General features: G+C 45.5%; 15 protein-coding genes and 1 pseudogene. 12 read left to right on the top strand and 4 right to left on the bottom strand.

The features are described from left to right. A partial coding sequence (locus tag SJI19_RS23775) for a tyrosine-type recombinase/integrase (RefSeq protein WP_323480720.1) occupies positions 1-540 on the top strand: 540 nt, incomplete at its 5' end. Between the two features lie 53 nt (positions 541-593). Here SJI19_RS23775 and SJI19_RS23770 read toward each other — a convergent pair. From SJI19_RS23770 to SJI19_RS23755, 4 genes are all read right to left on the bottom strand, one after another. Continuing rightward, complete coding sequence (locus SJI19_RS23770) at positions 594-1,451, bottom strand: HNH endonuclease signature motif containing protein (protein ID WP_323480719.1); 858 nt, start codon at positions 1,449-1,451, stop codon at positions 594-596. Next, on the bottom strand, positions 1,451-3,124 hold the full coding sequence (locus SJI19_RS23765) for an AAA family ATPase (protein WP_323480718.1): 1,674 nt from the start codon (positions 3,122-3,124) through the stop codon (positions 1,451-1,453). Before SJI19_RS23765 ends, SJI19_RS23770 begins: the two co-directional genes overlap by 1 nt. 341 nt (positions 3,125-3,465) lie before the next feature. After that, positions 3,466-3,711 (bottom strand): ogr/Delta-like zinc finger family protein, encoded by a 246-nt coding sequence (locus SJI19_RS23760; RefSeq protein ID WP_323480717.1) that lies wholly within the window; start codon positions 3,709-3,711, stop codon positions 3,466-3,468. Continuing rightward, positions 3,708-4,457 (bottom strand): aldehyde dehydrogenase, encoded by a 750-nt coding sequence (locus SJI19_RS23755; RefSeq protein ID WP_323480716.1) that lies wholly within the window; start codon positions 4,455-4,457, stop codon positions 3,708-3,710. Before SJI19_RS23755 ends, SJI19_RS23760 begins: the two co-directional genes overlap by 4 nt. Before the next feature lie 532 nt (positions 4,458-4,989). On the opposite strand from SJI19_RS23755, the gene SJI19_RS23750 reads away from it, so the two are divergent. From SJI19_RS23750 to SJI19_RS23695, 11 genes and pseudogenes are all read left to right on the top strand, one after another. Further along, complete coding sequence (locus SJI19_RS23750) at positions 4,990-5,250, top strand: AlpA family transcriptional regulator (RefSeq protein ID WP_323480715.1); 261 nt, start codon at positions 4,990-4,992, stop codon at positions 5,248-5,250. Then, positions 5,247-5,507, top strand: a complete 261-nt coding sequence (locus SJI19_RS23745) for a hypothetical protein (RefSeq protein ID WP_323480714.1) — start codon at positions 5,247-5,249, stop codon at positions 5,505-5,507. The genes SJI19_RS23750 and SJI19_RS23745 overlap by 4 nt, the downstream gene beginning before the upstream one ends. Positions 5,508-5,516: 9 nt before the next feature. Next, positions 5,517-6,044, top strand: a complete 528-nt coding sequence (locus SJI19_RS24930; RefSeq protein ID WP_416347595.1) for a host cell division inhibitor Icd-like protein — start codon at positions 5,517-5,519, stop codon at positions 6,042-6,044. Then, positions 6,041-6,301, top strand: coding sequence for a hypothetical protein (locus tag SJI19_RS23730; protein WP_323480713.1), 261 nt, complete (start codon positions 6,041-6,043; stop codon positions 6,299-6,301). Before SJI19_RS24930 ends, SJI19_RS23730 begins: the two co-directional genes overlap by 4 nt. Continuing rightward, positions 6,301-6,645 (top strand): DUF5375 family protein, encoded by a 345-nt coding sequence (locus SJI19_RS23725; RefSeq protein WP_323480712.1) that lies wholly within the window; start codon positions 6,301-6,303, stop codon positions 6,643-6,645. Before SJI19_RS23730 ends, SJI19_RS23725 begins: the two co-directional genes overlap by 1 nt. A gap of 10 nt (positions 6,646-6,655) precedes the next feature. Beyond that, complete coding sequence (locus tag SJI19_RS23720) at positions 6,656-8,965, top strand: primase-helicase zinc-binding domain-containing protein (protein WP_323480711.1); 2,310 nt, start codon at positions 6,656-6,658, stop codon at positions 8,963-8,965. 136 nt (positions 8,966-9,101) lie between these two features. Beyond that, a complete protein-coding gene (locus SJI19_RS23715) occupies positions 9,102-10,226 on the top strand; it encodes a hypothetical protein (protein WP_323480710.1) in 1,125 nt (374 codons plus the stop codon). Positions 10,227-10,581: 355 nt separating this feature from the next. Beyond that, the gene (locus SJI19_RS23710) at positions 10,582-10,833 is read left to right on the top strand and encodes a prevent-host-death protein (RefSeq protein WP_323480709.1); all 252 of its coding nucleotides are present in this window, start codon (positions 10,582-10,584) and stop codon (positions 10,831-10,833) included. A 410-nt stretch (positions 10,834-11,243) separates the two neighbouring features. Next, positions 11,244-12,482, top strand: a pseudogene (locus tag SJI19_RS23705) (integrase domain-containing protein). Positions 12,483-12,828: 346 nt separating this feature from the next. Beyond that, on the top strand, positions 12,829-12,969 hold the full coding sequence (locus tag SJI19_RS23700) for a type II toxin-antitoxin system RelE/ParE family toxin (protein ID WP_323480721.1): 141 nt from the start codon (positions 12,829-12,831) through the stop codon (positions 12,967-12,969). After that, positions 12,959-13,267 (top strand): helix-turn-helix transcriptional regulator, encoded by a 309-nt coding sequence (locus SJI19_RS23695; RefSeq protein WP_323480708.1) that lies wholly within the window; start codon positions 12,959-12,961, stop codon positions 13,265-13,267. The genes SJI19_RS23700 and SJI19_RS23695 overlap by 11 nt, the downstream gene beginning before the upstream one ends. Positions 13,268-13,348 lie beyond the last annotated feature (81 nt).

Genomic DNA, 13,348 nt, shown 5'->3' with positions numbered 1-13,348 from the left:
GAACTGCCCAAGCTAATGCGCACCATATCGATGAGCAACCTGTCCATACCTACCCGGTGTTTGCTGGAATGGCAATTACTCACGTTAATACGCCCGGCGGAAGCGTCGGCGACAGCATGGGCTGAGATCGATAAAGACAGTAGGGAATGGCGTATACCGGCGGAGAGGATGAAGGCGAAGCGAGATCATATCGTTCCGCTATCAAAACAAGCATTGGCAATCTTGGATATCATGCGCCCCATCAGCGGCAACAGGGAGCATGTTTTCCCAAGCCGCAATGATCCAAAAAAACCGATGAACAGCCAAACGGCTAATGCCGCGTTAAAACGCATCGGCTATGGCGGGAAGTTAGTTGCGCATGGCTTGCGATCTATAGCTAGTACTGCTATGAATGAGGCAGAATTTAATGCGGATGTAATTGAGGCGGCTTTGGCCCATAGCGATAAAAATGAGGTTAGAAAAGCGTATAATCGCTCTATTTATCTCGAACAACGAAAAGAATTAATGGAGTGGTGGGGTTTTTTCGTTGGTAAGCAATGATAAAATAAATAATCAGTAGAGAATATCTAAATATGCTACTGATTATTGAATATTTATAAACCATCTGTATTTAATATTTCAATAAATCCTCCATCGCAAAAGTCATTATTTTTGGATAACGAGTATAATAATGCAGTACGCCAATCATTCAAACCTAATTTTTTAGCAAAAGATTCACAGTTTCGCTCCAGAAAATATGCGACATAATTTTTACCGCCACTATTATACACATCCTCAATAGCTATTGAAAAAGAACATAAGAATAAATTTATTTCTTTAGATAATCTATTATTTAAGTCTAATTTGTCAATTTGAAATTTCAAGATTTTATAGTAATCATCGTCGAAATCTGCAATTTTAACTATATCAAAAACAACCTTAAGGCTATCATCATTAATATATGTATTCGCGATAAAGAATCTTACATCTGTTGGAAATATATCATAATAATTGTGTACATACCCTTCTTGGGAATTTAATGCAACATGTGTTGATTTTTTCTTATTGCAAATATCACAGCTAGGAATCAAATTATGTGAATAAATTGAAAGCAAGTTATACTTATTTTTTGGCAAATAATGATCTAATTGATTTGCGGGCCCAATTCCACAATTTGGACAACGAGAAGCTGATAATAATAATTTCGAACGCAGATATGCAAGTCGCCCGTTTTGCTGTATTTCTTTATAACCCTCTAAAAATGCTTTTTTAGTTTCGTCTGAAATATCGCCTCCGGCCAGACCAATATGTGGCCTACCTTTTAATGAATCATATAGGGTATATATTTTAGATATACTTTCTTTTTCAATAGCATCTAACACGTATTTTTTACTTCCATCAACGTATGTCAATGCGATATCTATCTCATTTAAGCAATCATCTACGTTAGGGATTTCAATTGACCACATCATTATTCCTTATTTGACAGTTTAGTCATAATATATGCTCTTGCCTGCATGCTAATCTCTTCACTAAATAATTTCTCTATTTTATTCATAATTTCATATTTATGCACAACCTTGTTATTATTTATAGAGTATAATTTTATAACCTCATCAAGTTTAGAATGAAAATCAGTAATGTCAGATGATAAACCAAATATATGAGATGTTATCAATCCAATATTTTCTCCATAGGTTTGTATTCCTGGTGAAATAGCTTTTGTCATATTACCCGAACGAATAATTATATTTACTTGTCTACTTACTGTTTCTTGGACTACTACAGGTGAATGAGTAGCAATAATCGCAAAAGCATCTTTGATATCTAAAACTAATCTTATAGCACTCATTAAGACTGATAATAATGGTGGGTGCAAATGAGTTTCTGGTTCATCAAATAATATAAGAGATCTTTTTTCTACATGAAAAATTAAATTAACCAAAGAATGCAATACAAATTTATGACCTGTACTTTGTCGCATGAATATTTCAAAAAAATCATCTAATTCAAATTTATTATCAAATAAATCAACAATTTCTTCAAAAGAAGTTTCTTTTCTTAAAACTAAAAAAACCTGGAATAATATATCTTTTTTGCTTTTACTTTCGTAGATCCCTTTCATCAAAGTTGAAAATTCAGAGGCTAGTGTTCGAATAGATTTCAATATAGTAAAATTCTGTCTGTCACTAAGAATATCATCATCGGAAAGTTTAGTTTCGTCACCAACTGACCGCCCCTCCAAAAAACCACCAATCTCTTCACATATATCTCTCATGCCACAATATATATATCTGCCAGTATTATTTTTCAGGTCTTTATATATTTGTTCTTTTTCATTAAAGTAAATACCAGGAATTTGGAAACTATCAAACGAACTGTAGGATATATTTATTATTTTTGGAAAACCAATTCCTTCAGGCTCGATTCGTCCAATTTTTCTAAAAACCCCATCATTTCTATCTTTAGTTGATGCAAATGCCACCCTAGATATTTTTGCGAGAAGAGTACTTTTCCCCGTTCCATTCCTTCCTATTATTATAGCCATTCTTGACGGCAAAGAATATTCATTAGTTGAGTTTGAATTATTTGAATTGAAGTCAAAGATAATGGGATCAATCATACCTTCATAATGAAATATTATTTTTAAATCTACACTTGGCAGCATGTTGTATTCACGATTAAGTATATGATTTGAAAGAGTAAAAATATCATCATCATCATCAATATCTCGCATAATGGATTGTTCCCATCCGCGTTCATTTCCAAACTCATATAAATAATTATCTATTGTGTTAATATCCCTTAACGAAAATCTAATTTTCTCTATTATGTCATCATCTAGACTCGCCATCCTCTCGTAATAGTCTAAAGTCTGTCCTACAGAACAGTAATCATCTGATAAATATTCCATGCCACCTAATTTAAGTAGGTGTCCATCAGAAGTGGTTTGTCCCTTTTTTAAAATTTTTACTGGACCAATATAATAAATTGATTTATCTTTTGAATATTTCCCTGACAAATATAAATGATATAAAGTATAAAAGCTAAAATCATTCCAATTATCTTGTTTTAGATAAAAGATGGCATCATCATCCGTTTCTAAAGGGGCATTTTTTGATGGTGGTAATATTTTAAAAAACATGGAATTCCTCATATCAAAGTGTCATCATCAGGTCGGAAGCATTTAACTAGAGATCATATGCATTCAATGTACATCAATTAGCTCATTAAACACCAGCGCGCGCAGTGTCCCCCGCCTGCCCGCTGTGACTACATCATGCACTTCTAATGCACGAGCTAATAGCCCATAAAGCCCATATACAGCGGGCTTTCAGGCGTTTTTAGGGGTATCTCTTGCATGCAGATCTATGCACCCACTGCATGCACAGTCATGTTACGGCAGGCTGACCAGAGAAAAGGCTGTTTCACGGAAGCGTCGGGGTGGAGCATCTACCCCACCCGGAAGAATGTCTGATATGCTGATTAGTGCAAACGGGCACCAGAACCATAACGATTTAATACCCGTTTTTCTGGCTGTGTTACTAATGCTACCGGTGCGATCTCGGGTTCCGGTGGTCGGGTAATAATTCTGTCTACACTTTCCACCGATTTAAAGGTACTTGAGCATTGCAAATTTTGGCATTGATAATACGCTTCTTTGACCTGCTCCGATAAATACCGGCTGGAGCGAATATGTGATGCTGCGCGGCAAACAGGACAGCGCATCATGGTCGTGTTTCCTCGTTATTTTTTTTACCTTGTTTATTTTCTTGTTCCTTTTTTCTTTTCAATAATGCTTCGGCTAATCGCGTTCGTCTAACCGGGCTGTTATATAATTCACGGTCGAGACCTTTCATCACATCCGGGTGTTCCAGGCCAATTTGCATCGCTATCGGCTCTTTTGTCATATCCATGGGGGTTATTTTGCAGATCGCGTGCATTAGTTTTCCGACCATCTCCATAATTTCCTGATAAACGTCGCTGTCGGAATGACTGTACGGATGACGTAATGCCACGCTTAATTTCATTGCACGCACCAGGTGCGGCAACTGAATGGTGCTCAAGGAGTTATAAACCTCGTGGCGGGCATACGCATAGGCGGCACGGATATGGGCCTCTTTATAGGTTTTCGCCGTGCCACAGCAACGCAACATCACCTGTTTTTGATCCCATTCCATATCCTCCAGCAAACCGGCAAATTCTTTTGTCAGTTCCCGCTGCGCGATCCGGGTGTTATGTCCGGCTTTCAATTCGTCGGTCATTTCGCCGCGCAAACTGCGAAACAACTTACGCCAGTTACTTTCCGACTCCTGGCTGGACACTTCCGCGTCGTGTTGTTGCTGGTGACAGCGGGTGATGGCTGTCTTGATATCCTCCAGGGCCGCGACGTTAGCATTATGCGCGCTGCGGGCCTTGTCCAGGTCGGCCAGGATTTCGATCATATTCTCAGAAAGGGGGCGTGTGCTTGTGCTCATGGTAAAAACTCGTGTTGTTGGGGGTGTGCTTATTCTGTCCGGCACCACACAACAGCTCAATGTCATGGGGTTTGTTTGGCGATGGCACAACAGACGGTCAAAAAGTGTCCAATTCAGCCCTCAATCAAAAAGAGTTTTTATATAAACTGTTCACCACTCTTCACCTTTTTAAAAAAGTAATATAATTCAATAAGTAAAGAGGTGAAGAGTTTACGATTAACTCATCACCAAGTATTCACCCCTGTTCACCGGGTTTAAAACAGCCTTTTTCTTGGTCAGCTTTTTTGAATGTTTTTACCTATTAATAAATGTTAATCATGGCAATTTTATTTATTAAAGCAATTTGTCAATGACCAAATATTACAGGGTAGAACAGGGTGCAACTGAAATAAAAATATCTGCAATTTTAGCGTTCTATGGCACAACACCCCCTTGTTGCCACGGCAAAAAATAACCACATAATAGGCAGCTACCAGACACATCCACCCGGTCACGGCCACGTATGGCCGCACTCATGATAAGGTAGCTTTTGATGCTTGCAGTTGCTCAACACACCCCACCGGCTTGCCCGCCACCCTTGTTAAACGGCTATCCCTCTGACCGCTTTATGCGCCTACCGGAAGTCATTAATACCACCGGGCTGTCCCGCTCATCGATTTACGATTACATCAGCCGTGATGCGTTTCCGTCGCAGATCTCCCTGGGCGGTAAAAACGTTGCCTGGCTGGCCTCGGAAGTAAATGAATGGATGAATAGCCGTATTGCCGCCCGCGATGAGGAGTCCCGCCCATGATCACCGTGACGCTGAATTCACAAGACTTTACCCTGACCGACAAAGAAGCCGAATACCTGTCGCTGGCGGTAGCCTCGGCCATCAGCCACCCCGAAAAGGTGGTACGCAGTTTGATGACCGCGCACTGCGGCTCTATGGGCGTGCGCTTGACCGCAGCAAAACCCTTTGAGTCGCATTCGGGCCTCATCGGTCGGGAGAAGTACTACACCGTATTGCCTGCCCGTAAAGGGCGTACCGATATGCAAACCGACTGCTGAGAATTTACCGTGCTACTGCAAAAAAGCCTTTTCTCTGGCGAGCCAGTTCGTTATAGTTTCCGCGCTGCCGCAAAATCGGCAGCCGGGCGTGGAAACCCGAGCAAAACAAAGGCGACACAACACGCGCCTAGCGTGTTTTTTTATGTCGTGGCCTTAGTCTGCCGTTTTCTTGCGCAGCGGTATTTGTACCGTTGCCGCAGTCATACAATGGTGGCTCAGGCGGGGCTGACTTCGGTCAGGCCGGTTTCCTTTGTTGCCGGTATTTCCACCCCCGTCTGGGCTACCACCCATAAGCGTGGAAACTTCGGTGGTAGCTGTTATCAGCTAACAAAGGAGGCCATCACCATGGCTACGTCCCCCATTATTTCTCATTCCGCCTTTACCTTTATTTTTGCCGCCGTGCGCCGCAGTGTGCCCAATAGCCGCCCGTGCATGGTGCGTACCATCGCTACTTGTGAACACGACGCCCGCCAATCGTTGGCGCGGGATTATGTCCTGTCGTTTGCCGGTCGCCTGCCGGTGCGGGAGGTGGCATGAACACCTTAGCCGCCCGTTTTCACGCTGATGAGTCTTACCCTATTCCCCATGCGGATTTTTTACGGCTCCAGAACGCCCATAATATGGGGGTGCTGTTTCTCGATATGCTCGACCGCCAGCACTGCCTTAGCCTCGATGCCGAACACCACCTTAATGACAATTTCGCGGCGGTGGTCGCCGTGCTGACCGACCATATCGGCCAGGTGGTGAATACCTGTGAATCCCTGATTTCCGCCAGCATGGAGGCAACCCGCTGATGAATACTAATAATCAATCCTGTATCCCGGTAGAGCTGCGTATTGCGCTCTATCGCCGCGCCGTGGCCTGTGCCTATCAGACCACCTGCCAACGGTACGGCATCCAAGTGGCCTTAAGCCTCGATGCCCTGGAAGCCAAAATTGCCAATGAGGTGGAAGCCTTCCATGTGGCAGAGCATGGCCCTGAACTCGGCGTGGAAATCGCCTGTGCCATGTTGGGCGATATGGTGACGCCGGATTTTCTCGACGCCTCGCCGCGCCTGACGACATTAGGCGAACGGGTGATGGATGAAGTCTGCCAGCACCATTTAAAAACCGTCCGCCTCAACGCCACCCTACATTAAGGACACGCGCATGAACGTAACCGACACCATGCGCAGCGCGCAAGGATATTGGCCGCAACTGTTACCGGCCCTGGGCATTAAGGTGGCCCTTAACGGACAACATTCCCCTTGCCCGCTGTGCGGCGGTAAAGACCGCTTTCGTTTTGACGACAAGGCCGGTAAAGGCTCTTGGATTTGCAACCAGTGCGGGGCCGGTGACGGACTCAACCTGGTAGAAAAGGCGTTACAGCTTTCACCGTCCCAGGCAGCCCGCCAAGTGGAGGAACTGATAGGCGACAGCGCGCCCGCCGTCACCGCTACGTTGACCGAACAAGACAAGACCCTGGCACGGCAAAACGCGGTCAAACAGGCGCGTCAGATAATCGCCGCTGCCATCGAACAACCCCGGCAAACCTACCTGGCGGTCAAAGGCTGGCCGGGTGTAGAAACCCTGACCCTGGCGCAACCGCTGCGCGTCGGCGGTATCGGCTATCAGCGCGGTGACCTGGTGGTGCCGTTGACGATTGCCGAGGGTGAGGTGGTTAACGTACAGCTTATCAATGCCGCCGGTGATAAACGCACCTTACCCGGTGGACAGGTGAAGGAGGCATTTCACTGTTTTGCCGGTATCGACAATAAACACCTGTGGCTAACCGAAGGTTATGCCACCGGCCTGACGGTGCATGAACTGACCGGGGAGTCGGTGTATGTGGCGCTTAGCGCCAATAATTTGCCGTCACTGGCGGCCTTGCTTAAGGAGCTATACCCGGACGCCACGTTATTGATTGCTGCCGACCGTGACGACAATGGCACCGGCCAGGCCAAAGCCGAGGAAACCGCCCAGGCGGTTAACGGCGTGGTTGCCCTGCCGCCGGTTGCCGGTGACTGGAACGATATTTATCAGCGCCAGGGCCATGAGGCGACCCGTTTATTGCTGCGGACCTTTATCACCCCGGCCTGGCACAGTCCGTTTGAGACCATTAGTGACGCTGATATCAAGGCCATGAGCACCAGTGAAAAAGCCGAACTGGTGGCCGGCCACTATCACGGTGATTTGGCGGTGCCGGTGTTGGGTGAAGAAATATTGCAGTATGACGGCGGCGCCTGGAAAGTCCTGCCACCGAAACTGATTAACCGCGAGATTGCCACGCTATTTCAAAAGGCCCGCGCCCCGTTCTCGGCTTCCGGCATCAACAGCCTGGTCGATACGCTAAAACTCATGGTGCCACAAATGGGCGACCCGGTGCGCAGGCTGATAGGCTTTCGTAACGGGGTATTTGATACGCTGGCCGGGGAGTTTCGACCACACCGTAAGGAAAACTGGCTTCGCACCGTTAATAACGTGGATTATACCGCACCCAAAGCGGGGGAAAACCTGGCCGACGATGCGCCACACTTCTGGCAATGGTTAACGCGGGCCGCCGGGCATAATAGCGATAAGCAGGACAATATCCTCGCGGCGTTATTTATGGTGTTGGCAAACCGCTATGATTGGCAATTATTCCTGGAGATCACCGGCCCCGGCGGCAGCGGAAAAAGCATTATGGCGACCATTGCCACCATGCTGGCCGGGGAAGATAACACCACCTCGGCCACCATCGACACCCTGGAATCCTCCCGCGAACGGGCCTCGGTGGTGGGATTCTCACTGATTATTTTACCCGACCAGGAGAAATGGAGCGGTGACGGCGCGGGCATCAAGGCCATTACCGGCGGCGATGCGGTGGCTATCGACCCCAAATACCGGGACGCCTACGCCACCCATATTCCAGCGGTGATCCTGGCGGTCAATAATAACCCGATGCGTTTTAGCGATCGCAGCGGTGGCGTATCCCGCCGCCGGGTGATTATCCATTTCCCCGAGGTGATCGCCGCCGGGGATCGTGACCCACAGTTAAAAAACAAAATCCGCCGCGAACTGTCGGTGATTGTGCGTCACCTCATGCAACGGTTTGCCGACCCGACCGATGCTCGCCGCAGACTGGAAGCGCAACAAAACTCCAATGAAGCACTGGAAATCAAACGTAACGCTGACCCGTTAGTGGACTTTGGCGGTTATCTGCTGGCAAACAGCGAGGCCAACGGCATGTTTATGGGCAATGCCAATATCACCCCACGCAACCCGCGCAAATATGTCTATCACGCTTACCTGTCGTTTATGGAGGCGCGAGGCTACCAGAAACCCATGAGCCTGACCGCGTTCGGTCTGGCGCTGTCGGGGATCTTACGTGAGTACGGGTGCGAACTGATCAAGCACAAAAGCAAAAACGGTATCCAAACCAACCTTGACTTAAGCGATGATAGCGAGGCGGATTGGCTGCCGCAGTGCAACGCGGTGTAACCTCGATATGAACAAAAACTAACCGGCTCCGGCCGGTTTTTTATATAATTTGGACTAAAGTGTGTCTATCATCAAGATAATATTATATGTAACCTGATATTTGTTATACTCGTCACCATATCAGCCAAGGTAACAAATGAAAACAGTTTATATATTAGGTGCCGGATTTTCTAAGGAAGCAGGCGCACCAAATCAAACAGAAATAATGAATTGTATATTTTCAAAGAAGGATAATGATAATTTAAAAAACCCCGATCATCAATATTTTAAGGATTTTTTGGTTAAGCAAATGAATTTTGACGAGAGTCAATTTAAATTAATACAACTTGAGGATATTTTTACACCGCTTGATCGCTGCCTTTCAGATAATATTAACTTCAGAGGACTAGGCATCACTGAAATCATGAAAATCAGGGAGTCGGTATTTAACTTGATCGGTCTAGCAATAAAAGATGAGCTTAATAAACATTCCAACAAAAAACATTATATTGATATCTTTGCTGATTACTTAGTTAACTTATCTGCAGAAAGAATAAACAATAGGCGCAAGAACAAAGACCCGGTTAGTGTTATTAGTACAAATTGGGATATACTATTAGATAATTCTATACATAACTCTATTCAAAAAAATTATATTGGTACTGCTGTAGTTGATTACTGTTGCTATATAAGCTCGTTAGACCCCCACGATGATACAGTTCAACCAGGACTGAAAATGTTGGGTTCTGGTGGTTTCAATGTCAAATTACTTAAACTTCATGGCTCCTTAAATTGGCTCCAATGCCCTCGCTGCATGCGAATTTATACGGGGTTTAGTGAAAAATTTGCAACACAAAAAAATAAGCGCTGTAGGCACTGCGATAATAATTTCCCCGAAGAGAATGGACATCATAAGTTAGTTTCCAACCTTATTATGCCGACTTTCATAAAAGATTTATCAAATCCTCAGTATAAAATTATTTGGCAAAACGCTGGAATTGAAATTTCTGAAGCCGATGAGTTGATATTTATTGGATATTCTCTTCCTAATGCTGATTTTGAAATGCGTCAATTATTGTCTAGAATGACAAAAAGAAATGCAAAAATAAAAGTGGTTGACTATATAAAAGACATTCATTCCCCAGAGGGAATTATTGAGCAAAATAAAGTAGCTATCCGATGGAAAGGTTTCTTTGGCAAAAGAAATATAATTTTTTATTTTGATGGAGCGTCAAAGTTCCTTATTAATGAGCATTACTTACCAAGTCTTGAGAATACTTAATTTTTGCAGGTTGGTTTGAAAATCCATATTCTCTATATAGCTCACTTGGACAGAGAAACAAACTGCTGACTGTCGTACTTCGATACAAGGCAAAACAAGCACAAAAATCAGTCAGTCCGCCTATTTTTACCGTTCCAGCGCAGAAGATATCGTTCTAGGGTGATGAGTTTATGGTAGCTCTTCACCAACTCATCACCACTTAATAGTATGTTTTATATAAATAAAAATCGAAGGTGAACAGGGTGAACAGTTTTGCGTAAAATCTTTTTTTTCTGGCATAGCCACGTAATACTATTGCCGCTTTTTGATTTAGTGTTAAATTTAGTATCAGATATCATACTAAGTAGGACTCGCTATGCTGGTACAACCTATCCTGGCTAATGCAGCGGTAAGCATCAGTGATTTTAAAAAATCACCCAATCGCGCGCTAAAAGAAGCCAACGGCCAACCGGTGGCGGTGTTAACCAACGGCCATATCTCCGGTTACTACGTTTCTCCGGAAACGTGGGAAGCCATGGTTGATTACCAGGAAGATATCGAACTGGCCAAGATCGCCCGCTCTCGAATGAGCGGTAAGCGCATCAAGGTCGATCTCGATAAGCTTTAATGAAAAAAAACCACCCTGAAAGCGATAATGAAATGATTGTGCTGGCAATGGTCAAGCATGAACGCACAGAAGTGTATAAAGCAGTAAAGCCCGGCTCTAACCGGGTGGCATGTACGGAAACAGCGGAACAAAATTTGCCTTCATCACCCCATCATTTTTCCGCATTGGTATACGTTTAGGTATACCTTAAAATCTGAATTGGCACTTAATCCATATTTACCAATGCATTACACGAAAAATTCAGATTCCCCTAGCAAGTCCAAGAAGCCCGCATGGCGCAAGCCCTGCGGGTTTTTTTATTTCTGCGGGATACTATGGAGATCTTGTGGCTTCCACAACTTTTAGGTACCTTCTTAGGTACCCGAGAGGCAGGTACCCATCCAGCGGGTACCTAAATGATGGAGGTACCTATGGCACGGTTAACAAACCCCCTCACCGATACGGAGATCAAAGCCGCCAAGCAACAGGATGCGGATTACACACTGCATGACGGCGACGGTCTGCAACTGCTAATCAAAAGCAGCGGCAGGAAAGTCTGGCAGATGCGCTACTATCGGCCTTTAACCAAAAAACGCGCAAAACTGACTTTTGAGCCTTACCCCGCAGTCACTCTGGCCGACGCACGGCAACGCTGTACAGCGGCCCGCGCCCTGCTGGTAAAAGATATTGCCCCTTATGAACACCAGCTTTCATTGCGCAAACAAGCGCTGGAAACCCAATCCAATACCTTTAAGGTCGTTGCCGAACGCTGGCTACAGTTAAAAAAGAGCAGCGTCACCGCCGACCATGCCTCAGATATGTGGCGCTCCCTCGAAAAGGATATCTTTCCCGCCATCGGCGATATCAGCATCACGGGCATTAAGGCGCGCACGCTGGTACCGGCTATCCAGCCGGTACAGGTCAGAGGCGCACTGGAAACGGTGAGACGGTTATGCCAGCGGATTAACGGGGGTGATGATCTATGCCATGAACGTTGGTTTGATCGATTCGGCTACCAGCGTCAACATCAGCAAGGCGTTCGAGAAACCACAGAAAAAACACATGCCCAGCATCCGCCCGGATCAACTGCCGCAACTGATGCAAACCATGCGGCTGGCTAACATCGAACTCCCCACCCGTTGTTTATTTATGTGACAGCTACTGACGATTAGCCGCCCTGCCGAAGCCGCTGAGACGCGCTGGCAAGAGATCAATATGGACGCTAAAGAATGGCACATTCCTGCCGAACGCATGAAAATGAACCGGGAGCATATAGTGCCGCGTTCTGCACAAGCATTATCTATTCCGAAGATTATGACGCCACTGAGCGGCCAGCGTGAATACGTTTCCCCCAGCCGAATAAAACCGAGGCAACCTATGAACAGCCAAACGGTGAATGCAGCGCTGAAACGCGCTGGTTTTGGTGGGGTCCTGGTATTCCATGGGCTGCGTTCAATCGCCAGCACCACGCTTAACGAACAAGGCTTCCACCAGACGTTATCGAAGCCGCGCTGGCACATGTGGATAAAAATGAAGTACGTCGCGCCTACAATCGCAGTGATTACCTTGAACAACGACGCCCGATGATGCAATGGTGGGTCGAATTTATGTCGACCGCGGATAGCGGAAGCGTGATGAACGAAGGAATAAAAGTGTTAAGAGTTTTATAACCGATCAGTCTAACGTTGATCACTTTCATTCATTTTTTTGTTGCTCATTATTATGCGTTTCATCGGGAGTAAGATAAGGATTCCCGCGGTGTTATACCCCCTGGGTTACAGTCGTTGCGTCTTGCATAAACATAACGTTTTTGTTATGTTTTGAGCCATGGAATACACTATTGATTACTACAGTGAAGACGTTCGATACGATATCGATCATTGGCCGTTGTCTTTGCGAGCCAGGTATACCAGGCTTACCGAACGTATGACAGTATACGGCGGTAACCTCGGTGAGCCACACACCAGCGCCTTCGGAAATGGACTTTTCGAACTTCGAGTATAAGGTAACGAAGGGATTGGACGTGTGTTCTTTTGCGCGGTAGTGGGAAAGCGAATTGTGATGCTGCATAGCTTTATCAAGAAAACCCAAAAAACGCCGCGCAAAGAACTCAGCATCGCTGAAGCCAGATTGAGAGAGGTAAAAAATGAACGCTAAACACATACCGCCAACCAAAACCCATGCCGAAATGGTCTCTGATTGGATGGAGCAACCGGAATTTAAGGCTGAATACGAAAAGCTGGACGGGGAATTCGCCCTGCTTGATGAGCTATTGGCCGCACGCAAAAAAGCCGGCCTCACCCAAGCGCAAGTTGCTGAGCGAATGGGAACCAAAGCAACGGCTATTACACGGTTGGAAAGCGGTTTAGCCTCCGGTACACAAGGACCGTCTTATAACACGCTGAAAAAATATGCCGCTGCGGTAGGGAAAAAACTGCAAATCCGTTTTGTATAATTAATCTTATTGAAGTGATGTGATGGACGCCCTTTCCAACGTAGCCCGTTGCCGGCACCCGTTCTGTTTTCAGACTTCGGG

It is taken from the genome of Acerihabitans sp. TG2 (assembly GCF_035013185.1).
Classification (GTDB): Bacteria; Pseudomonadota; Gammaproteobacteria; order Enterobacterales; family Enterobacteriaceae; genus Acerihabitans.
This window is presented reverse-complemented; position numbering and strand designations above follow the sequence as displayed.

What these genes read in the sequence shown, in the direction of transcription:
- SJI19_RS23770 (WP_323480719.1), bottom strand. Translation starts at nt 1,451, where the DNA reads ATGATGTGGTCAATTGAAATCCCTAACGTAGATGATTGCTTAAATGAG.
- SJI19_RS23765 (WP_323480718.1), bottom strand. Translation starts at nt 3,124, where the DNA reads ATGTTTTTTAAAATATTACCACCATCAAAAAATGCCCCTTTAGAAACG.
- SJI19_RS23760 (WP_323480717.1), bottom strand. Translation starts at nt 3,711, where the DNA reads ATGATGCGCTGTCCTGTTTGCCGCGCAGCATCACATATTCGCTCCAGC.
- SJI19_RS23755 (WP_323480716.1), bottom strand. Translation starts at nt 4,457, where the DNA reads ATGAGCACAAGCACACGCCCCCTTTCTGAGAATATGATCGAAATCCTG.
- SJI19_RS23750 (WP_323480715.1), top strand. Translation starts at nt 4,990, where the DNA reads ATGCTTGCAGTTGCTCAACACACCCCACCGGCTTGCCCGCCACCCTTG.
- SJI19_RS23745 (WP_323480714.1), top strand. Translation starts at nt 5,247, where the DNA reads ATGATCACCGTGACGCTGAATTCACAAGACTTTACCCTGACCGACAAA.
- SJI19_RS23730 (WP_323480713.1), top strand. Translation starts at nt 6,041, where the DNA reads ATGAACACCTTAGCCGCCCGTTTTCACGCTGATGAGTCTTACCCTATT.
- SJI19_RS23725 (WP_323480712.1), top strand. Translation starts at nt 6,301, where the DNA reads ATGAATACTAATAATCAATCCTGTATCCCGGTAGAGCTGCGTATTGCG.
- SJI19_RS23720 (WP_323480711.1), top strand. Translation starts at nt 6,656, where the DNA reads ATGAACGTAACCGACACCATGCGCAGCGCGCAAGGATATTGGCCGCAA.
- SJI19_RS23715 (WP_323480710.1), top strand. Translation starts at nt 9,102, where the DNA reads ATGAAAACAGTTTATATATTAGGTGCCGGATTTTCTAAGGAAGCAGGC.
- SJI19_RS23710 (WP_323480709.1), top strand. Translation starts at nt 10,582, where the DNA reads ATGCTGGTACAACCTATCCTGGCTAATGCAGCGGTAAGCATCAGTGAT.
- SJI19_RS23695 (WP_323480708.1), top strand. Translation starts at nt 12,959, where the DNA reads ATGAACGCTAAACACATACCGCCAACCAAAACCCATGCCGAAATGGTC.